This is a genomic window from Sphingobium sp. (assembly GCF_035511395.1).
Classification (GTDB): Bacteria; Pseudomonadota; Alphaproteobacteria; order Sphingomonadales; family Sphingomonadaceae; genus Sphingobium.
This window is the reverse complement of record NZ_DATKFP010000122.1, coordinates 39,823-58,673: the sequence shown is the minus strand read 5'-3', so window position 1 is coordinate 58,673 and position 18,851 is coordinate 39,823. Positions and strand designations below refer to the sequence as shown.

The window sequence follows — 18,851 nt, the reverse complement described above, 5'->3', positions numbered from 1 at the left end:
TGCCTGTTTGCCGCGTCAGCGAATGGGGCGATCAGATCGACAAGCCAGAGTTTGTCGCCAGTGCTCCATTCTTCCAGGGTCAGACGGTTCTGCGGCTCCATCATGCCACGAGCCAGCTTTGCTTCGCCATCTTTCGTGGTTCGGGCCCAAAGCGCCAACCCGGCGATCATCCACGCGGGCAACACCGCGCGGCTTGTTGGGCAATAACGGCTCGATAATCGCCCATTCCCCATCCGTCAGTTCATATCGCCGTCGTGTCATCAAACCCTTCAAATTTGGAAGGGGCATAAATCACGCAAACCCTCAATCATCAAGCCATTTTATGAGTTTACGCCCTAGCCTTGTCCGGGTGGTTCGGTAGGGCGGTTGGGTAACGGCGGTCGTATTTTCCGCAGCCTTTTCCATTCTGAAATCTGATGCGTTGATTTTCAGGCTTGCACAGATCTTGCTTACCAAATGGCTGGAAAGGGTCGATCTAGCGCCTGTTAATATCCGCGATGAAATCTCCAAGGGCTTGGCCGAGCGCGCGAGGCTGTTCCATCGGTATAAGGTGACCGGAATGGTCGATTATCTGCATGGTCGAGCCTGCGATGCCATCGTGCAGCCTCTCGCTTTCTGCGACCGATCGCAATTCGTCCTGGGCTGCTGCGACGATCAATGTCGGGCAATGAATTTGGGTGAGCATCGAAGTATCGTCCGCCCGAGTCATCTCCGATTGCCGACGGAAAGCGCCTGGCCCGAGGCGCTCGCTCATCTGTTCCACCCGCCTTCTCAACCCCTCCGTGCGGTGATCCGGATGCAGCGAACGCTCGATTGCAGCCTGTCCGAGCCTGCGGAAGGTCATGCCGGCCCGTATCATGTTCGGCGCATGGGCTCGGGATGATGTGGCAATGAGCGCCAGTCCCTTCACCTTGTCCGGTGCGCGATAGGCTATTGAGCGCGCCACATAGCCGCCCATCGAAAAGCCGATTATGATCGCGGGATCGGTCAATGCCTGAATGGCACGATCCGCCATGGCCTCGATCGTTACATCCTGCGTCGTATCCGCATCGATCACATCTCCATGCTGTGCCATCGCGGTACGGACATCCGACCAGAGATCAGGGTCGAGCATAAAGCCGGGGATAAGAAGGATATCCAATGCGTGTATCCGGAAGAATTCAGGGGTGACACGGATAGGCGCAGACTGGCCGAGAGAAAAGCGGCAGCGCGCCGGACAGGCATTCCCTTACGGGTCCGGCTCCCTCCACGCGTAACGCGGTCATGGCCGGGAGCCTTGTGTCGGGCGCGATCGCATCCCCTGATCTGATCGGTCCTGAGCGGCGCTTCGTGCGGGTTCGCCCCCGCGGCCCGCTGCCATCCTGGGATAACCCAGCCGACATCCGGTCTGCAGCGACGCGGGCTGCACGACATATCGGGTGATCTGAAACTTGCGTATCTCATCCTGCTTGGTCGAGCGCCCAGCAACGGCGGAAGGAGGTATCAGCCCCGCCCGTCAGAAAATTCCCAGGCCCGTCCTGCGAAAACCCGCAGAACGAAAAAGGGGAAGAAATAAGAGCAGCGAGTGAAATCGCACCAACTTCAAGGACTAAGTCATTGAAAAAATTGGTGATCGCCTACGGGAGGGGATGGAATTGACGATAATGCCTATTCAACAGTGATATCTCGGGTCAATGGACTATTCCAACGCCTCATGGACCAGCTAAATTGACCATAAGATTCCCGGCAGAGGCACGCTCCGGACCCGATCAGCGGTCCGTTTTTGGGCTGGCAATGGGACATTCTTGACCGACTGGTTACGGGAGTAATCGTAGACTGCGCTGCTCTTGCTGATGCCGGCTGCCTGGGTGACGCCTTCTAGCTGAGAACAAAAATCTGGCGGCTGATCGGCTGGAAAGGTCGGCAGCTTCCGATTATAAACCCCACAGATTTTGCCGAATGCCCATATCCATCTTTCAACTCATCAGGCCAAGCCGTCGCGTAGCTCGCGCTGAACCCGGCGCACGTCCCTTGCGGGCGGCTGACCGAAGAAGCGTGTATATTCCCGAGTGAACTGGGACTGGCTTTCATACCCCACCTCGTAAGCCACCGCAGCGGTGCTTTGGGCGCTGGCGATCAGCAGCATTCGCGCCTGAAGCAGGCGGATACGTTTCTGAAACTGCAGCGGGCTCATCGCCGTCGCAGCCTTGAAGTGGCGATGAAAGGCTGAGGCGCTCATTGCGGCGATCTCGGCAAGGGCCTCCACCCGCAGTGGTACCTTGAAGTTCGTGCGGATCCACTGGATGGCGAGCCGGACACGCGACAGGGCGGTGTCGGGCGTGGCGATGTCCCGCAGCATTGCGCCATGCGGCCCCTGCAAGACCCGATACAGGATCTCGCGTTCGTAGGCCGGGGCCAGCGCGGCAATGTCGGCCGGATTATCGATCAGTCGCAGCATGCGCAGCCACGCATCGAGCAACTCGGGCGTCACCGACGCAACCGAAAACCCGCTCGAACACGGCGGCGGGGCGACATGCCCGAGATCGGCAAGCATCATGCCCACGACCTGCGGGTCGATCGTGAGGCTGACGGCCAGATAGGGATTACCGGCCGCATCCGGGCACACCTCGCCGACAGCGGGCAGATCCAGCGACATCAAGAAATAGCTGGCCGGATCGTATCGCATTGTCCGTTCGCCGATCGTCATCGCCTTGCTGCCGGTCAGGATCAGGTTGATCATCGGATCATAGACCGCCGCCAGTTCGTGTTCTGGGATCGCGCCCTGGACCATCGCCACGCGCGGGATGCCGGTTTCGGTGCGCCTGTTCTGGGCGTTCGCAGCAAGACGGCGCAGTTCCGCAAGTTGGTTTTCCATGTGCTGCTTGTGCGCCTCTCACGCGGACGCCGCAAACGCAAAGCAGGAATAGGCAAAATCGAGGGAGGATCGGGCGCAGCCGCAAACTTGCCGGACAGCTATCTCCAAACCATCGAACGGCAGCGGAGAACGCCCCATGAAAATCACGATCATCACCGGCGGTAGCCGCGGCCTCGGTCGCGCAGCCGCCATCGCTTGCGCGGCGCAGGGCCAGGGCGTCATCCTTACCTATAATCGCAATCCGGAGCAGGCGGCCGAGGTGGTGCAAGCGATCGAGGCGGATGGCGGCAAGGCCGTCGCCCTCAAGCTCGACGTCGCCGATATCGCCTCCTTCCCCGGCTTTCGGGATGATGTCGTCGCCGCCCTATTGAAGCTCTGGGGCCGCAGCGACTTCGACAACCTCGTCAACAATGCCGGCTATGGCCTGTTCAACCCGATTGCCAGCGTGAGTGAATCCGAATTCGACGGCCTGTTCGCCGTCCATCTCAAAGGGCCGTTTTTCCTCACCCAGATGCTGCTGCCGCTGCTTGTCGATGGCGGCGCGATCGTGAACCTGACCAGCGCGACAACCCGCGTCGCGACGCCGGGCGTTGCGCCGTATGCGGCGTTCAAGGGCGGCCTCGACGTGCTCACGCGCTACATGGCCAAGGAGTTCGGCGATCGCGGCATCCGCGCCAACGCCGTCTCGCCGGGCGCCATCCGCACCGATCTGGGCGGCGGCCTCAACGATGAGTTTGAGGCGATGCTTGCGGCGCAGACCGCACTTGGGCGGGTCGGGGAGCCTGACGATGTGGGCGATGTCATTGCCAGCCTGCTGTCGGACACCAACCGCTGGATCAACGCGCAGACAATCGAAGTCGCCGGCGGTTACGTCATCTGAACAGGAGATCAGAAATGCTCGATCATGTCTTCCTATCGGTCGCCGACCTCGACCGCTCCATCGCCTTCTACACGCGGGCACTCGCGCCGCTCGGCATCACCGATCGCGTCGATTACGATGGCAAGGACGCTCCTCCCGGCCACCCCGATCTCAAGGGCTTTGGCTGCAAGGGACGCATCTTCTTCTGGCTAAGACCGGGCGTGGTCGAAGGACGGGCTGCCCATATCGGCTTCGTCGCGGATTCGCGGGAGCAGGTTGATGCCGCCTATGCCGCAGCGATCGCCGCCGGCGCCACCGAAGCTACAGGTGGAGGCATGGGCGCACCCGGTGCGCGGCTTCATTACGATCCGCGCTATTACGCCGCGAACGTGCTTGACCCCGATGGCTACAGCCTCGAATTCGTGTTCAAGAGCTGGCAGCACGCGCCGGACGCTGCATCATGAGCCGACTCATGATCTACGGCGCTACGGGCTACACCGCGCGCCTCGCCACCGGCTATGCGAAGGCCGCCGGGCTCGATCCGATCCTTGCCGGTCGCGATGCCGCAACGCTGGCTGGGCTGGACGGCGAAACGCGTGCCTTCACGCTCGACGATCCTGCGGCTATCGACGCCGCGCTTTCGGGCGTGACGGTCCTGCTCAACTGCGCCGGTCCGTTTCTTCGCACTGCCGAGCCACTGATGCGTGCGGCGATCCGCAACGGCGTTCATTATCTCGACATCGCAGCCGAACTGGACAGCTATCGGCTGGCCGAGAAGCTCGACGAAGAAGCCGCCGCGCGTGGCGTCATGCTATTGCCGGGGAGCGGCGGGAGCCTCGCGATGCTCGGCTGCCTGGCGGCGCGGGCGATCGAGGATGTACCGGAGCCGACCCGCATCCGCATCGCGCTCATGGTCTCCGGCACAATGTCGCGCGGATCGGCGATCAGCGCTGCCGAGAATGTGACCGTGGACTTCCTCTTGCGGGAAGACGGGGCACTCGTCCCGAGCAATAGCACGGCGCTGCACGAGTTCGACTTCGGCAGCGGCCCGGCCTCCTCCTTTCCGCTGACCTTGCCCGACCTGATCACGATCTGGCGAGAGACGCAGGTGCCCAACATCGCAACTTTCGTGCACGTTGCCGGCAATGCGTTTCCCGGCGGCGATCTGTCGGCGCTTCCTGACGGCCCCACCGAGGCCGATCGCGCGGCCAATCGCTACGCCGCGGTGGCGGAAGTGACCGCGGCCGACGGCACGGTGAGCCGGCATCGCCTTGAGACGGTCAACGGCTACACTTTCACCCCGATGGCGGCAGCCGAGGCCGCGCGGCGGGTGATCGCGGGCGAAACTCGACCTGGGTTCCAAACCCCCGCCGGCCTGTTCGGCAGCGGTTTCGCGGAGACGATCGCGGATACCAGCATCATACGCCTCCCGAACTGACGCACGCCACCCAATTTCAAGGATATGACAATGACCTCCGATTTTCCCGCCGCCGAGCCCCTCGCCGTGGTCGATGCGCTTTATCGCTATGCCGCGGGCATCGATCTGCGCGACCATGATCTGCTGGCTTCGTCCCTTGCGGAAGACGCGATCTCCGATTTCAGGCCGGCCGCGGCGAAGGCCGGCTTCGAATATCCCGTGCTGCAAGGGCGCGATACGCTGGTCTCGGCGCTGTCCGCTTCGCTCGCCGGGATCGACACGACCCATACGGTCAGCAATCCGCGCGTGTGGCTGGAGGGCGATACCGCAAGAATGGAGGCACTGGTCGAGGCGCAGCATGTGCCGCAGGACGATCACTCGCGGCATTACATGATGAAAAATCGCTACGACATCGACCTCTGCCGCCATGGCGACGCTTGGGTTATCCAGCGGGTGGTCGTCGACAATGTCTGGCGAATTGGCGATCCGAGCGTCCTCGCCGGGGTGTGATAAACCAAAATTGCGGCGCGGTGACGAAGCGCGAAGGGGCGTTCGGCATTGTGCGATTGATGTCATCGGAACTAGGGGGGCGCCTCCGACCTACCGTTGCGAGAGCGTCGGGCGGCCGCTTCGCCTAGTTCCAGCCGGTGATGTCTATAAGGATGAACGGCGTAAGTTGGTCGCGAACTGCCGGAATAGCGGACGGACCGCATCCGGGCTTCGGAATTTGGCGCCTGAACGGCACAACTGGGGCGTCTAATGCCGGCGAATATCGGCCATGAAATCTCCAACGACACTGCCGAGCACGTCACGCTGTTCCATCGGTATAAGGTAATCCGAGCGTTCAACTATCTGCATGGTCGAGCCAGCGATGCCATGGTGCAGCATCTCGCTTTCAGCGAGCGACCGCAATTCGTCCTGAGCCGCTGAGACGATTATGGCCGGGCAATGAATTTGGGTGAGCATCGCGCTATCGTCGACCCGAGCCATCTCTGATTGCCGCCGGAAGACTTCCGGCCCGATGCGCTCATTCATCTGTTCGAGCCGCCTCATCATCGCCTGAGCGATGATCCGGATGCAGGGGGCGTGTGATCGCTGCCTGACCAAGCCTGCGGAAGGTCATGCCAGTTCGGATTGCACTCGGCGCACGCGCGCGGGTCGATGTAGCGATGAGCGCCGTCCTTCACCTTGCCGGGTGCGCGATAGGCTATGGATCGCGCCACATAACCGCCCATCGAGAAACCGATTACGATAGCAGGGGCGGACAATGTTTGAATGGCGCGATCCGCCATGGCCTCGATCGTCATATCCTGCGTCGTATCTGCATCGACCACGCGCCCCGTGCGGCCCCAGCGCGGCACGGACATCCGACCAGAGATCGGGGTCGAGCATGAAACCGGGGATAAGAAGGATATCCAATGCACGCATCCGGAAACCTTGAGGGCGACACGGATAGGCGCTGACGTGCCGAGAGGAAAGCGGGTGCGTGCGGGGCCGGCATTTGCTTGCAGTTCTGTGAGGGCACGACTATTGCCCGGACCATGTCCAACACGGCTCCCTTCACGCGCAACGCGATCATGGCCGGGAGCCTTGTGTCTGGCGCGATCGCACCACCTGATCTGATCGGTGCCGATGCGGCGGTTCGCGCGGGTTCGCCCCCGCCGCCCGCTGCCATTCTGGGATAACCAAGCCGACATCCTGCCTGCGCGCTGTCTACAGCAACGCGGGTTACACGACATATCAGGTGATTTTCCATGTTTCATCGACATGCGTCGGCGCTCGTGCCGACCACAATTTTCGTGCTGCTGTGGAGCAGCGGCGCCATCGTCTCCGAAATCGGGCTGCAATATGGCTCGCCCTTGGCGTTGCTCATCACACGCTACGCCATAGCCTTCATCGCTCTGTCCGCTTTTGCCATCCGCAACCGTCAGTTATTGCCGACGCGCGGCAGCCGGATACGAGTTGCTATTACCGGCCTGTTGATCGCTGGCCTCTATTCGGCCTGTTATCTCCTGGCCCTAGACCATGGCGTCACGCCTGGAGCGCTGGCAACGCTGTTGGGAATCCAGCCCATCCTCACCATCGTGCTTACGGAGCGAGAGGTAAGTTTGCAGCGGTTGCTCGGCTTGGCTTTTGCCTTCGGTGGCCTGGGCCTGGTGGCCTGGGATGGCATTGCCGGCATGCGGTTTGGCGTTGCGGGACTGGGGTTTGCCGCCCTTTCGCTGGCGGGGATTACTTTCGGTTCGATCCTCCAGAAGCGGGAGACACAGGCGCCCTGGGTCGTGCTGCCGTTGCAATATGGCGTTGGCCTGGCCTTCGCCAGCATCCTGGTCGCTTTCCTGCCACTGCGCGCTGCACCCGTCACCGGCTTCATCCTGCCCGCGATATGGCTGGGACTGGTGATTTCCGTGGGTGCCACCTTCCTTCTCTACCGCCTGATAGCCGGCGGCAACCTGGTGAATGTGACGAGTCTATTCTACCTTGTGCCAGCGGTGACCTCGGTGATGGATTGGATCATCCTGGGCAATCCGATGGAGAGTATGAGCCTCATTGGCCTCGCGCTGACCATCCTGGGCCTGGTCTTCGTATTCCGACAGAAACGCACGTAGTCACATGATCCCTGCCGCTGTGGTCATTCCCGGCGGCAGGGAAATCGCCGTGCTTTTGGGCCAGCGGACGAAGGTTCTGTCGTTCCAGATGGCTTGGTCGAACGACAGCTTTTGACATAATCTGGCATTCGCGGATGGCCGTGAGATCGCGACAGCGATCGTCTTCGTCATGAATTTCTCCCAAATGACATTCGGTCTGCCGGCTCTGCGAAGCCGGATTCCCCTGAATGCGGGTCGGGAGAATATCGATCGCGGTTAGGCAGTTATTTGTCGGCCCCCATGCCCCATATCTTAGATCGGGGGAAAATGAGCGCATCCAAGGACCAGGCACCGCCGCCGCGGGCTACAAGGGGAAGCAGGATCGCAGCCCAGCTGAGATGTGTCGGCCATGCGTCGGGATAGACGAATGTCTGGATGACCAGGGTCATGCTGAGCAAGCCGAATGCCGAAAGCCGCGTGAACAGGCCCAGCAGCAGCAATATCGGGAAGAGATGCTCCGCCCAGGTCGCCATAATTGCGGCGAGGTCGGGCGGGGCGAGCGGCAGGGCATATTCGGTGCGGAACAGTTCATATGTGCTGTCGGTGATGGTGATGATGCCTTCCACCTTCGTCCGTCCCGACAGGAAAAATATCGCGGCAATGCCCAGACGGGCGACCAGCAGCAACAGCGCATCGGGCAGCAGCGCCTCGATCCGCCGGACGACGGTTTCGCGCATTTGCAAGGGCAGGTTCATCGTTCATCTCCGGGAAGGAGGGCCGGGACGGAATGGCGCCCCGGCCGCCATGGTCAGTCCTTGGGGTCAGTCCTTGGGGTCAGTCCTTGGGGTCAGTCCTGGGGGTCAGGCCTTGGGGTCAGGCCTTGGGGTCAGGCCTTGGGGGAAAGCGCGCCGTTGCCCTTGGGCGTCTTGATCGACGTGCAGGTGCCGGCCTTCACCAGTTTCCAGGCATTGCCCTGATAGTCGACCTTCGACGTGCCCGCGCAGCTCGTGCCGGGACCGGCCGCGCAGTCATTCTTGCCGGCGAGCGAGATGCCGTAGCATTTCTCCATCTTCGGCTTCGTCTCGGCATGGGCGGAAGTGGCGAGCGCGGTTGCCGACGCGATGGCGATGCTGGCGGCGAGCGCCGCATGAGTGGTACGCATGATGATGTCCTCTTCGATCCGTCGCCTCTGCGCGCGGCCCGGACAGGGGCCGGACCGCGCGATGACCGGGGAGGAGGCGGGAAGCCCGTGTCACATCTGCGGGTTCGGGGAAGGACAAGGTGCGGTTACAATCGGTCGGCGCAAAAATTTATCCGTCGATGGTGTAACCGATGGCCGGTCCGGCCCGAACATGTGGGCGAGGAGATTGAATGCAGACCACAGAGGAGCATCTGCGTGCGCTGATGATCGATGGGCTGGACGGCGACGCCGCCGCCCATGCGGCATTGCTGCGCCTGCTTGTTCCGCTGCTGCGGGGTTTTTATCGGCGTCGTGTTCGCGGTGCCGACGACGATGTCGAGGATATGGTGCAGGACACCCTTATTGCCGTTCACACCCGTCGCGCGACCTATGATCGCGAGCGCGCCTTCACCGCCTGGCTCTATGCGGTCGCCCGTTACAAGATGATCGACCATTTCCGCCGCGTCGGCCGGTTGCGGCCGATCGACGATCTGGAAGACTTGCTGGTCGCCGACGAATTTGAAGCAAGTATCATCGCGAAGCTCGACATAGACGATCTGCTGGAGCAGTTGCCGCCCAAACAGGCGCGGATGATCCGCGCAACCCGGCTGGAGGGGTTGAGCGTCGCCGAAGCGGCAAGCGCGGAAGCGATAGGCGAATCCGACGTGAAGATTTCGGTGCATCGCGGGCTGAAGGCGCTGATGGCGCGGGTGCAGGGGGCTATGCGATGAACACGGACGATCTGATCCGGCATCTTGCCAGCGATACCCGCCCGGTGGCCCGAAACAGCGTCGCGCGGCGGTTGGCCATCGGTATCGTCGTTGGTGGGATCGCATCGGCGCTGCTGATCCTGGCGTCGATCGGTGTCCGCCCGGATCTGGGTACAGCTATGCAGGGCGCATCCTTCTGGGTGAAATGGGGATATACCTTCTCCCTGTCGATCGCCGCGCTGATGACCACGGCCCAGCTCGCACGCCCCGACAGCGGTCGATTGCGCGGCTTGTGGGCGCTTGCGATACCCGTCCTGCTTCTTGCGACGGTCGGCCTGCTCGAACTGGCGCGCACGCCATCGTCGCAATGGCTGGCGATGTGGCTGGGTCATAGCTGGAAGAGTTGTCCCTGGCTGGTCCTGTCGCTGTCGGCCCCGATCTTTGCCGGCTTGCTATGGTCCTTCCGCAGGCTCGCCCCGACCCGGCTGCGCGCGGCCGGCGCTGCGGCAGGCCTGTCGGCAGGAGCCTTCGCGGCGACCGTCTACTGCATCCATTGTCCCGAAGTGTCGGCGATCTTCGTCCTGACCTGGTATTCGCTGGGAATATTGCTCGCGACCTTGCTCGGCATGCTGGTCGGGCCGCGACTGCTGCGCTGGTAAGCGGAAGCTGTACCGTCGCGTAGCATATCGCCGTCGGTTCCGTAAATTTCTGCCGCCCCTGTAACCGCGTGCCGTTCCGAACCGAAAGACAGGAGCCATCTTGGCTCAACATTCTTTCGGAGAGATCATCATGCTCACCTATAACAGCGGCATCGGCATGGCCGCTTCCGCCGCCGCCATCGCGATCGTGGCAGCAGCAGCCCCGGCCGTGGCGCAGGACAGTGCGGATACGAAAGTCGTGCACTGCTACGGCATCAACAGCTGCAAGGGCACGTCGGACTGCAAGACCGCCAGCAACGAGTGCAAGGGGCAGAATGTCTGCAAGGGGCATGGTTTCAAATCCATGACCGTCAAGGCGTGCAAGGCCGCCGGAGGCAGCCTGACCGAGCCGAAATGACATCCCCATGCCCGGCGCGACCATCCGCGCCGGGCAGCCTTTATCAGCAGGGAGTGTTCCCATGATCCCCTCCTTTCCCGGCTTCGGACTTGGCTTGCGCAAACAGCATTACGCCGATTTCCTGGACCATCGTATCGCGGTCGATTTTCTTGAGGTGATCTCGGAGAATTTCATGATCGATGGCGGCCGGCCGCGGCGAATCCTGCGCGATATTCGCGCCCGCTACCCCATCGCCCTGCATGGCGTGTCCATGTCCATCGGCTCGGCCGACGGCCTCGATCGGGCCTATCTCACCCGGCTTCGCGCGCTTGTCGATGACATCGAACCTTTGTTCGTGTCGGATCATCTGAGCTGGTCGCGGATCGAAGGGTTCAGTTCGCACGATCTTCTGCCATTACCCTACACGCAGGAGGCATTCGACATTGTCTGCACCAATATCGACCGCGCACAGAACGCGCTGGGCCGTGCGATGCTGATCGAAAACCCGTCGACCTATATCGATTTTGCGTCAGCGGACATGACCGAATGGCAGTTCATCGATGCCCTGTGTGCGCGAACAGGCTGTGGACTGCTGCTCGATGTCAACAATGTGTTCGTCAGCGCCAGCAACCACGGCTCCGACCCTATCGCCTGGCTCGACGCCGTGCCGCATGACCGCGTGCGCCAGATTCATCTCGCCGGGCACAGCCAGGGCGACCATCTGCTGGTCGATACGCACGACCAGGCTGTGCCTCCGTCCGTGTGGCAGCTCTATGCACATGTCCTGCCGAAGCTTGGGCCGGTCGCGACGATGATCGAGCGCGACGACGCCATCCCGCCTCTGGCCGACCTGCTGGCCGAACTCTCCACTGCGCGTCGGATCGCCGCCGGGAAGCTGGAAGAAGCGGCATGAGCCTGCTGGCGCTTCAGCGTGATATGCGCGACTGGTTGATGCGGGAAGACATGGCTGCTGCCGATCGCATCGGCACGGCGGCGGGGCCGGGTCTTGCCGTCTACCAGAATAATTATCGCACCCAGCTCGTCGCCTGTCTTGAAAGCAGCTTCCCGCGGACCCGCGCGTGGATTGGCGAAGACATGTTTCTTCATGCCGCCGTGCATCACATCGACAGCGTTCCGCCGAGCAGTTGGACGCTCGATGCCTATGGTCGCGATTTTCCGGCAACGCTCGCACGGCTTCACGTTGCAGATCCAGAGATCGCGGAAATCGCCGGCATCGAGCTTGCACTGGAAGACCTGTTCGTCGCAGCCGACAGCCCCGCCGTTGGGCTGGACGGTTTGAGTGATGTCGATTGGGATCGCGCGGTGTTGATGTTCGCGCCGTCGATCGACCTTCTGCATCTTAACACCAACGGCTTTGCCATATGGTCGGCGCTGGTTGATCAGAAGGAACCGCCCGCGCCGCAATATCTGGGCACGCCCGATGTCGCCCTCTTGTGGCGTCAGGGCGAACAATGCCGCATCAGGACTGTCGATGATGCCGAATTGCAGGCGCTGCTCAATCTGCGTTGCGGCATGACATTCGGCGCATTGTGCCGCGACGTTGCACAGTTGCTCGGAGAAGAGGCAGGCATGACGCTTGTCGGACGGTGGCTGGGCTCATGGCTTTCCGACCACATGGTCGTCGCCATAGACGATCGCGAGCAAGCCACGTCGCTGTGCTTGTAGTCGGCTATGAAGATCGTTTTGAGATATGCTGTCGTTGCGGCTTTTATTGAGGAACGGCAAAAATTGGTCGGCTGCGGCCGAAAGCATCTGGGACATAGGTGCCTCTTCCTTGCCGAGCGGTGGATTACTGGGAAACCAGTCATTTCCTCGGCGAAGTGGAACTGGCAGCGCCCTCAGCGGGAAAGAAGAAAGGTTTGAAGCAGCAGCGGGTGGCTGCAATGTCTGAAATGAAAATCTGATCCTCGCCCTTGCGGCTGCACCCGCCGCAGCTCGAGGTGAAAGACCCCACCTCATATGCTCTACATCCTTGAAGAAGACCGCCAGCGCAGCGCGATGGCGAAGGAAGCCGCTCATGCCCTCGCCAAGCTTGCAGGCCGGAAGCTTGAGGAATGGACATCGGCGATGGCCCCATCCTTACCCTGTTCAGCTATGCCGAACGCGCCAACCTCGATGTCGCCCATTGGTATGCGCGCATGCTCTCGCTCGACATCCGCGATCTCCCGATCGACGAGGCGTAAGGGCCGCCGCAAACGGCGTGAGGAAGATTGAAGTGAGCTGAAGTGACCGAGCAAAGTTAAATGAAAGAAAGGGCAAGGCGCGGCACGGCTCGGTCGCCGCGCGCCAGTCGACGCAGATGTCTGATGAAGTCGCGAGAGGCCTTCTTCGTCCGATTGCCATATTGATCGGCTTCAAGGTCGGGGAGCAGCCATTCATGGTGGGCCAGCCGCTGCTTTTCGACATAACGAAGAAAGCTGGCTTCGATGATGATCCAATGCAGGGCGACGTACGATAGCTGCTGCTGGTCCGCTCTCCGCTTCCGCCTGTTGTCCCGATGCGATCAAGGCATACCAGATGCCTTGATCGCATCGGATGTTCTGCGGGCACAGCATGCCCATTTCTTCGATACGCAGGCCGCTGAGCGGTGCCAGCACCAAAAGCCAGAAATAGCGGTCCGGCATGTCAGCATCGGGGTCGGTCATCATCTCGTCGGAATAGATGATGTTCAATTCTTCCGGCGTGAACGGCAGGCGTGCATCAACGTCGCTCTTGGCCCCCTTCACTTTGACGGTGGAGCCGGGATTGAACGCGATGAATCGAAGCGGATTGACGGCATGTTCCAGCGTGACCCGCAATCCGGTCACAAGCTTGCCGATCGTGGCGCCTGCCAACGGCGGCAAATTCTGATCACGGGCGACATCGATCTGATCCAGCAGCGGCAGGCATGCCACATTCTTCTTCGGTCGTGTCGGCAGCCGTGCGATCGCCTCGCGAAAATCGATGATCATGGGCGAAGGCTCGGCAAATGACGTTGCACAATCGCCTATTGGCACTGGAACGCGGGCGCACTGGGCAATCCCGGCCCGACTATGGGGTGCTGCCGGACGCCGACATCGCTTTGCTGGTCCGCGTATATGAGGGACAGTCTGTCACCCCCGCCCAACGTGCCGAAGCCCGACGCTTGGAAAGCATGATCGGAAACCGCGACGCCCGACCGTGGGCGCATTTGTCGGACGCCGAATTAGCGGAAAGGATCGCGCAATATGCGTAACATGGAAACCCGCGTGGAAACGCTGGAGGCGCGACAAGCGCTTGCCGTGAAATGGCATCGGGCCATAGACGAAGTGGGCGAGCCTGTTGAAGCGACCCGCGCTCGCATGGGCATCCCTGAAGGGGACAACATATTTATCTACAGGCTGGCAAGCCCCAATGCCCAGCCTGAGTGACCGCCTTGCCGCCGTGGAGGCGCACCAGCCCAGCCGGTCACGCTATGACCTGTCCGGCTTGCGCCGCGACATATTGGAAATGATCGCCAGCCTGCCGGATGACGGCGATATGTCCGGTTTGTCCGCTGCGGATCAGGCCTGCATTATGGAGGCGCTCAATGGCATCGCGTGACCTTGCCAGCCGTGAGGGTAGTATCGAACAGACCACGGGTCGCAAGCCAGACGATGAGGCCCGCATAAGGGTGGATGCGGCAGAGGTAGAAGCAAAGCTGGCTGACATGGCTTCGCGCTGCACGCCCCGCAAGCGGGCTGGGATGGATGAATGGTGGGCTTGTTGCCGAAAGATGGTCGCCATCGATCCTGTGATGGCGAAGATTTTTGCGGGGTTTCTGCCGAGCGATTGGGATTTGTGAAGGGAGATAGACTTCCTCCCTAAAGGTCACATCTGAAAGCCATTGTTCCATCTTGCTTCACGATGCCGAAATAATTGGGCCGGAAGCTGATGGAACAAATTCACTCCTATATATATCTTTGGGGTAGTCAAGTGTTGGATTACCTTCACTTTTATTCATAGAAATATAAGTTGATATCAGCGACCCTGCTAAAACTAGATAGGCGTCATTTTTCAGAGTGGCGCAGATTTGTGATCAATTTGCACAGAATAAGTGACACTATTATAGTTTACCTTTGCGCAAGGCAAATTCTTTTCGTCGAACGCTGCGCTCGAATCTACGATGTAGGAAAAGTCTACAAAAGATTCTACTGAAGCACGAACGCCCATGCGAGTTTTCGATTGATAGGAACCCGTTTTCTTGAAATCCAGATCGGCAAGTAGCCTGAATTTGAAAGAGCCTGTGAACGACTCCGATTCGGCGTTGTAATTGAATGGCGCATCGTCATTGTCGTCAACGCTCTGGCACACTATTAGTTGGCCGAATGGATTTAAGACCGGATCCATTTTGGTGCGACGTTCATCAAATTCGCTTTGCTTCTCGTATTCGCTCTTCACAAGCGTAACTTTGTCCTGCACGTCTTCAAGGCCAAAAGCTAAAGCCTTAATGTTTGAGTAGAGGCAGCGATCCCAAAGATTTTGGCCTTCCTCGTAGCTATTTGTCGCTATGGCTCGGCTTAGAGCGTAGACTCATTATGCATTGCACCAGAGGCGAACGCAGATGAGCTTGATGGCGGCCATGAAATTGGCGGGGTCTTTATCGTATCGGGTTGCGATGCCCCGGAACTGCTTGATGCGGTTGAAGAAGCGCTCGACCAGGTTTCGCTGTTTGTAGAGCCATGGGGAGAAGGCGAAGCGCTGCTTGCGGTTGGATCGGTTTGGAATGTTGGCCCAGACGTTCCTGGCAGCGGCGGCCTGGCGGACGGCGCTGCTGTCATATCCCTTGTCTCCCAGCAGGGTTGCGCCTTGCGGGATGGCCTCGATCAGCGCCTCGGCCTCACAGGCGTCGTGGACCTGCCCGCCTGTCAGTCTCAGGCTGACAGGGCGTCCGTCAGCATCGACAAGAGCGTGGAGTTTTACTGGTGAGACCGCCCCAGGGACGTCCCATGCCACGATCGCAGCCTCCCCCTTTTTGCCCGTCGCGTGCCATCAAACCCTTCAAATTTGGAAAGGGCATAAATCACGCAAACCCTCAATCACCAAGCCATTTTATGAGTTTACGCCCTAGTTCGCAATATAATAATCCTTCGGGAAATCCTGCCCGGCATAGGCCTTGCGCATGGTCCAGGGTTGCGCCGATGATGTCCAGTAGCTGTCCGATGCAGGCAGGCCCAGCGCCAGCAGGCTTTCCGAGGTGATATACATGCTGCCGGCGTTGGAATAGACGTCGCCCAGGGTCGGCTGGTGCCGGGCAAAGCCGATCGTCAGGAAGCCGTCGGCGTTGAAATTGCTGGGATCAGCGAAGATGCGGCGCTGAGTCGCCATGGTCGCCGCGCGCACTTGTCCCTCGGGCAGCTTGGCATGGAGAAGCTTGCGCCAGGCGAGATAGGCAAGCGGCTGGTGAACCGCTGTGCGGTAGGTCAGCGAACGGCCGATCGGCGGAAAGGCACCGTCAGGACCGACCATCCGTTCCAGCGCCTCGCCGAAACGCTGCATCCGCTGGATCTGGATAGCGAGCCGCTCTTTGGGATCGAGCGCGTTGAAACGTGCATCGCATCGCACCAGCACATCCCATATCTGGGTCAGCATCGGGTGGATGACATAACTGTTATACATGTCGAAATGGAAATGTTCGCCGTCGGCATACCAGCCGTCGCCGACATACCATTCGCTGAACTTGCGCAACGCCAGGTCTACCCGGATCGGATCCCATTGCGCCCCGACCGACAGCAGGAATACCTCGTTCATCGCTGCGAACAGCAGCCAGTTGGTATAGGGCGGCACGACCCGGCGCAGGCCCTGTATCTCCTTGATGATCCGATCCTTGGTCGTCCGGTCGAGCGGTTCCCACAGCGTCTGCGGCGCACGCAGCAGGGCGCTGGTGAAATAGGCGGAATCAACCAGCGGCTGCCCCTCCGCCTGCCAGAGCAGATAGTCGGGACTTTTGGGATCGACGCTATGGACATAGCTCGCCAGCGCCTGCTCGCGCAGTCGGGCGCGTAACCGCCCTTCCGCGCCGTCCGTGTCGGGCAGAGCAAGCCATGGCGCGATACCGTCGATCAAGCGGCCAAATGCCTCAAGAAAAGCCACCTTGGGGTTGCGACCATCCCATGTCGGGCTGAGTTCGGGCTTCCATTGCGCCTGTAACCGCCCCTTGGCCATGCGCGACAGCAGGGGGCTGGCCATGCGTTCGAGCAACGACAGGGCATAGCTACGGTCGTCCGCATCAGCCGTGGCTGGCGCGGCCTCTCCAACCTTGGCGAGCGACGGCATGGCGGCGAACGCGGCAGTGCCGGTCGCCATGCCGGTCAGGATCGCGCGACGGTCAATATGGCTGGTCATGATCAATCCTTGGGCGGGATGAAGTCGAGGGTCTGGCCGGCGGCATAGGCATCCCAGGCCGCACGGGTGGCGAAACCGCCCTGCCCCTCGTTCCAGGCGCTGCCGGAATAATAGACGAAGGGCTGGCCCGGCTTCACCGTCAGCAGGATGAGCTGATTGTCGGCATCTGCGCGGATATCGGCGATCTGCGCCGGGTCGACCCGCAACGCCAGCGCCATGCGGCCATGCGCGCCATCCTCCGGCCCCCACCAGCTGACAAGGCCGCGGGCACGGTCTACGGTCAGGTCGCCGGCCCCCTGCCCCGTCGTACGCTTGCCGATGCCGATGCCAACCGTCAGTGGCGTCGCCTTGTCCGATCCGATGGTCGAAACCAGCCGGGTGAAATGGGTGCCGAGAGGCAGGGTGAAACGGCGCGTTTCCCAGACCTTGCGGTCGACATCGACCGGCCAGGGCGCATAATCGACGGTGAAGTCCGCAACCGAACCGCCCGATTGCAGAATATGGGCGCGGACATAGTTGCGCGACGTCCACAGCTTGTTGTCATGCCAGATGCCCAGGCCTCCAGCGCCGCGCGTAGTGCCGACATTGTAGAAATCCAGCCCCTCGCCATGATAGCCATGCTGGTCGCCGCTGCGCAGTTGACGATCAGCAAAGGGCCAGGCGACATTCTTGCCCCAGCTGTCGATGCCCGATCCCGATGGCGGTTCGGCCGCCTCCAGCGCATGGCCGTAGATGCGATGGGCGGTCTTGTCATTTTCCCACAGCAGGTCGTCATAACGATAGGAAGCGACCAGTGCGCCAGCAGCGGCCGTCATGCTGGGCGGAGGCGGCAGGCGTTTCTCCACCGGAAGATGATCGCCCGTCCCGTCGCCCTGCGCCAAGGTCGCGCCGGCACAGAGGCCGATCGCCAGCAATCCGATCGATAGATGCGGCTTCCAGACGCGACGTGGCGATGCTGTTGGCTTGGGGCGGTTCACCACAGGCTCCTCTCCAATATTTGTATGATAAGCTGATAAATCATCGAATCAGACTTGCCAAGCCCTTGCTCACATTGGCGGAGGCTGGCAGGCTCGACAGCAGATATTCATTGGAACGAAGATATGGCCAGAGCCGCCTCACTTGCCGACATGCTCTATACCAAGCTGGAAGAGGATATCTTGTCCGGCCGCACCCCGCCCGGATCGCGCCTGCCTGCGCAAAAGGACATTGCAGAGCAGGAAAATGTCAGCCGCACCGTTGTCCGTGAAGCGGTCGCCCGACTGGAGGCGCAGGGCCTCGCCGTCGCCCGCCAGGGATCAGGCGTGTTTGTCTCGGACGCGGCACGCTACCGCGCCTTTCAGGTCACCAAGGATGAATTGTCCGAGCTATCGGATGTGATCAAATTGCTGGAGATGCGTCTGGCGATCGAGACAGAAATGGCGGGCCTTGCGGCCGCCCGCCGCACGAACGAGGATATTTCGGCGATGCGCGACGCGCTCCGCCGGATCCGCGAGGCGGAAAATCCGGCCGTCGCGGCCGCCGCCGACAGCCAGTTTCACATGGCGATCGCCCGCGCGACCCGAAATGATTATTATGCCCGCTTCGTCGAATTTCTGGGCGTCCGACTCGTGCCACCGAGCAGCCTGTACCTCAAATATCAACCGGAAAAATCGCACGACGCCTACACCCACAAGGTCAGCGACGAACATGACGCCGTGCTCGACGCGATTGTCCGCATGGACATCGAAAAGGCGCGCTACGCCGCCCGCCACCATATGCAGGAAAGCCTTTTGCGCCACTCCGAACTCAACGACCTGATCAGCCGGGACGAATGATCGCACGGCTAAAGTCTGACAATTGACATTC

27 protein-coding genes and 2 pseudogenes are annotated in these 18,851 nt (G+C 61.0%); 15 read left to right on the top strand and 14 right to left on the bottom strand.

Annotation, left to right across the window (positions count from 1 at the left end):
* The 4 genes and pseudogenes from VMR39_RS30445 to VMR39_RS07905 form a co-directional block, all read right to left on the bottom strand.
* A partial coding sequence (locus VMR39_RS30445) for a toxin-activating lysine-acyltransferase (protein ID WP_414712471.1) occupies window positions 1-101 on the bottom strand: 101 nt, incomplete at its 3' end.
* Window positions 100-261, bottom strand: a pseudogene (locus VMR39_RS30440) (IS5/IS1182 family transposase); the annotation flags it as partial. The gene VMR39_RS30445 and the pseudogene VMR39_RS30440, both read right to left, overlap by 2 nt.
* A 214-nt stretch (window positions 262-475) precedes the next feature.
* The gene (locus VMR39_RS07910; RefSeq protein WP_325415427.1) at window positions 476-1,141 is read right to left on the bottom strand and encodes an alpha/beta hydrolase; all 666 of its coding nucleotides are present in this window, start codon (window positions 1,139-1,141) and stop codon (window positions 476-478) included.
* Window positions 1,142-1,963: 822 nt separating this feature from the next.
* Window positions 1,964-2,776: an AraC family transcriptional regulator gene (locus tag VMR39_RS07905; protein ID WP_325415426.1), complete on the bottom strand. Its 813-nt coding sequence runs from the start codon at window positions 2,774-2,776 to the stop codon at window positions 1,964-1,966.
* Between the two features lie 214 nt (window positions 2,777-2,990).
* Here VMR39_RS07905 and VMR39_RS07900 point away from each other — a divergent pair, with 214 nt between their 5' ends.
* From VMR39_RS07900 to VMR39_RS07885, 4 genes are read left to right on the top strand one after another with little or no spacing between them, the layout of a single operon-like run.
* Window positions 2,991-3,734, top strand: coding sequence for an SDR family NAD(P)-dependent oxidoreductase (locus tag VMR39_RS07900; protein WP_325415425.1), 744 nt, complete (start codon window positions 2,991-2,993; stop codon window positions 3,732-3,734).
* Window positions 3,735-3,748: 14 nt separating this feature from the next.
* Window positions 3,749-4,177: a VOC family protein gene (locus VMR39_RS07895; protein WP_325415424.1), complete on the top strand. Its 429-nt coding sequence runs from the start codon at window positions 3,749-3,751 to the stop codon at window positions 4,175-4,177.
* Window positions 4,174-5,151, top strand: coding sequence for a saccharopine dehydrogenase family protein (locus VMR39_RS07890; RefSeq protein WP_325415423.1), 978 nt, complete (start codon window positions 4,174-4,176; stop codon window positions 5,149-5,151). The genes VMR39_RS07895 and VMR39_RS07890 overlap by 4 nt, the downstream gene beginning before the upstream one ends.
* Before the next feature lie 30 nt (window positions 5,152-5,181).
* Window positions 5,182-5,640: a nuclear transport factor 2 family protein gene (locus VMR39_RS07885; protein WP_325415422.1), complete on the top strand. Its 459-nt coding sequence runs from the start codon at window positions 5,182-5,184 to the stop codon at window positions 5,638-5,640.
* Between the two features lie 246 nt (window positions 5,641-5,886).
* Here VMR39_RS07885 and VMR39_RS07880 read toward each other — a convergent pair whose 3' ends face one another.
* Window positions 5,887-6,165 carry a hypothetical protein gene (locus tag VMR39_RS07880; RefSeq protein ID WP_325415421.1) on the bottom strand — a complete coding sequence of 93 codons (279 nt, stop codon included), beginning with the start codon at window positions 6,163-6,165 and terminating at the stop codon, window positions 5,887-5,889.
* Between the two features lie 17 nt (window positions 6,166-6,182).
* Window positions 6,183-6,491 (bottom strand): hypothetical protein, encoded by a 309-nt coding sequence (locus VMR39_RS07875; RefSeq protein WP_325415420.1) that lies wholly within the window; start codon window positions 6,489-6,491, stop codon window positions 6,183-6,185.
* A 393-nt stretch (window positions 6,492-6,884) separates the two neighbouring features.
* On the opposite strand from VMR39_RS07875, the gene VMR39_RS07870 reads away from it, so the two are divergent.
* Complete coding sequence (locus tag VMR39_RS07870) at window positions 6,885-7,739, top strand: DMT family transporter (protein ID WP_325415419.1); 855 nt, start codon at window positions 6,885-6,887, stop codon at window positions 7,737-7,739.
* On the opposite strand, the gene VMR39_RS07865 is transcribed toward VMR39_RS07870, so the two are convergent.
* The 3 genes from VMR39_RS07865 to VMR39_RS07855 form a co-directional block, all read right to left on the bottom strand.
* Window positions 7,740-7,910: a hypothetical protein gene (locus tag VMR39_RS07865; RefSeq protein ID WP_325415418.1), complete on the bottom strand. Its 171-nt coding sequence runs from the start codon at window positions 7,908-7,910 to the stop codon at window positions 7,740-7,742.
* 92 nt (window positions 7,911-8,002) lie between these two features.
* On the bottom strand, window positions 8,003-8,473 hold the full coding sequence (locus tag VMR39_RS07860) for a DoxX family protein (protein ID WP_325415417.1): 471 nt from the start codon (window positions 8,471-8,473) through the stop codon (window positions 8,003-8,005).
* Between the two features lie 131 nt (window positions 8,474-8,604).
* Window positions 8,605-8,880, bottom strand: coding sequence for a DUF2282 domain-containing protein (locus VMR39_RS07855; RefSeq protein WP_325415416.1), 276 nt, complete (start codon window positions 8,878-8,880; stop codon window positions 8,605-8,607).
* A 209-nt stretch (window positions 8,881-9,089) separates the two neighbouring features.
* Here VMR39_RS07855 and VMR39_RS07850 point away from each other — a divergent pair, with 209 nt between their 5' ends.
* From VMR39_RS07850 to VMR39_RS07825, 6 genes are all read left to right on the top strand, one after another.
* On the top strand, window positions 9,090-9,629 hold the full coding sequence (locus tag VMR39_RS07850) for a sigma-70 family RNA polymerase sigma factor (RefSeq protein WP_325415415.1): 540 nt from the start codon (window positions 9,090-9,092) through the stop codon (window positions 9,627-9,629).
* Window positions 9,626-10,267, top strand: a complete 642-nt coding sequence (locus VMR39_RS07845; protein ID WP_325415414.1) for a DUF1109 domain-containing protein — start codon at window positions 9,626-9,628, stop codon at window positions 10,265-10,267. Before VMR39_RS07850 ends, VMR39_RS07845 begins: the two co-directional genes overlap by 4 nt.
* Window positions 10,268-10,397: 130 nt before the next feature.
* Entirely contained in the window at window positions 10,398-10,664 is a 267-nt protein-coding gene (locus VMR39_RS07840; protein WP_325415429.1) for a hypothetical protein, read from the top strand.
* A 61-nt stretch (window positions 10,665-10,725) separates the two neighbouring features.
* Window positions 10,726-11,556 carry a DUF692 domain-containing protein gene (locus VMR39_RS07835; protein WP_325415413.1) on the top strand — a complete coding sequence of 277 codons (831 nt, stop codon included), beginning with the start codon at window positions 10,726-10,728 and terminating at the stop codon, window positions 11,554-11,556.
* Window positions 11,553-12,329, top strand: a complete 777-nt coding sequence (locus VMR39_RS07830) for a DNA-binding domain-containing protein (protein WP_325415412.1) — start codon at window positions 11,553-11,555, stop codon at window positions 12,327-12,329. The genes VMR39_RS07835 and VMR39_RS07830 overlap by 4 nt, the downstream gene beginning before the upstream one ends.
* A 389-nt stretch (window positions 12,330-12,718) precedes the next feature.
* Complete coding sequence (locus VMR39_RS07825; protein WP_325415411.1) at window positions 12,719-12,847, top strand: hypothetical protein; 129 nt, start codon at window positions 12,719-12,721, stop codon at window positions 12,845-12,847.
* A 192-nt stretch (window positions 12,848-13,039) separates the two neighbouring features.
* Here the strand turns inward: VMR39_RS07825 and VMR39_RS07820 are convergent, their stop codons facing one another.
* Window positions 13,040-13,615, bottom strand: a complete 576-nt coding sequence (locus VMR39_RS07820) for a hypothetical protein (protein ID WP_325415410.1) — start codon at window positions 13,613-13,615, stop codon at window positions 13,040-13,042.
* A 255-nt stretch (window positions 13,616-13,870) separates the two neighbouring features.
* Here VMR39_RS07820 and VMR39_RS07815 point away from each other — a divergent pair, with 255 nt between their 5' ends.
* From VMR39_RS07815 to VMR39_RS07805, 3 genes are read left to right on the top strand one after another with little or no spacing between them, the layout of a single operon-like run.
* Window positions 13,871-14,053 carry a hypothetical protein gene (locus VMR39_RS07815; protein WP_325415409.1) on the top strand — a complete coding sequence of 61 codons (183 nt, stop codon included), beginning with the start codon at window positions 13,871-13,873 and terminating at the stop codon, window positions 14,051-14,053.
* Window positions 14,037-14,225: a hypothetical protein gene (locus tag VMR39_RS07810; protein ID WP_325415408.1), complete on the top strand. Its 189-nt coding sequence runs from the start codon at window positions 14,037-14,039 to the stop codon at window positions 14,223-14,225. The genes VMR39_RS07815 and VMR39_RS07810 overlap by 17 nt, the downstream gene beginning before the upstream one ends.
* Window positions 14,212-14,466, top strand: a complete 255-nt coding sequence (locus VMR39_RS07805) for a hypothetical protein (protein ID WP_325415407.1) — start codon at window positions 14,212-14,214, stop codon at window positions 14,464-14,466. The genes VMR39_RS07810 and VMR39_RS07805 overlap by 14 nt, the downstream gene beginning before the upstream one ends.
* A 212-nt stretch (window positions 14,467-14,678) precedes the next feature.
* On the opposite strand, the gene VMR39_RS07800 is transcribed toward VMR39_RS07805, so the two are convergent.
* From VMR39_RS07800 to VMR39_RS07785, 4 genes and pseudogenes are all read right to left on the bottom strand, one after another.
* A complete protein-coding gene (locus VMR39_RS07800) occupies window positions 14,679-15,062 on the bottom strand; it encodes a hypothetical protein (RefSeq protein ID WP_325415406.1) in 384 nt (127 codons plus the stop codon).
* 135 nt (window positions 15,063-15,197) lie between these two features.
* Window positions 15,198-15,642, bottom strand: a pseudogene (locus VMR39_RS07795) (IS5 family transposase); the annotation flags it as partial.
* Window positions 15,643-15,728: 86 nt separating this feature from the next.
* Window positions 15,729-17,006 carry a DUF2264 domain-containing protein gene (locus VMR39_RS07790; RefSeq protein WP_325415405.1) on the bottom strand — a complete coding sequence of 426 codons (1,278 nt, stop codon included), beginning with the start codon at window positions 17,004-17,006 and terminating at the stop codon, window positions 15,729-15,731.
* A gap of 2 nt (window positions 17,007-17,008) precedes the next feature.
* Window positions 17,009-17,983 (bottom strand): DUF4861 family protein, encoded by a 975-nt coding sequence (locus VMR39_RS07785; protein ID WP_325415404.1) that lies wholly within the window; start codon window positions 17,981-17,983, stop codon window positions 17,009-17,011.
* A 123-nt stretch (window positions 17,984-18,106) separates the two neighbouring features.
* Here VMR39_RS07785 and VMR39_RS07780 point away from each other — a divergent pair, with 123 nt between their 5' ends.
* On the top strand, window positions 18,107-18,820 hold the full coding sequence (locus VMR39_RS07780) for a FadR/GntR family transcriptional regulator (protein WP_325415403.1): 714 nt from the start codon (window positions 18,107-18,109) through the stop codon (window positions 18,818-18,820).
* Window positions 18,821-18,851 lie beyond the last annotated feature (31 nt).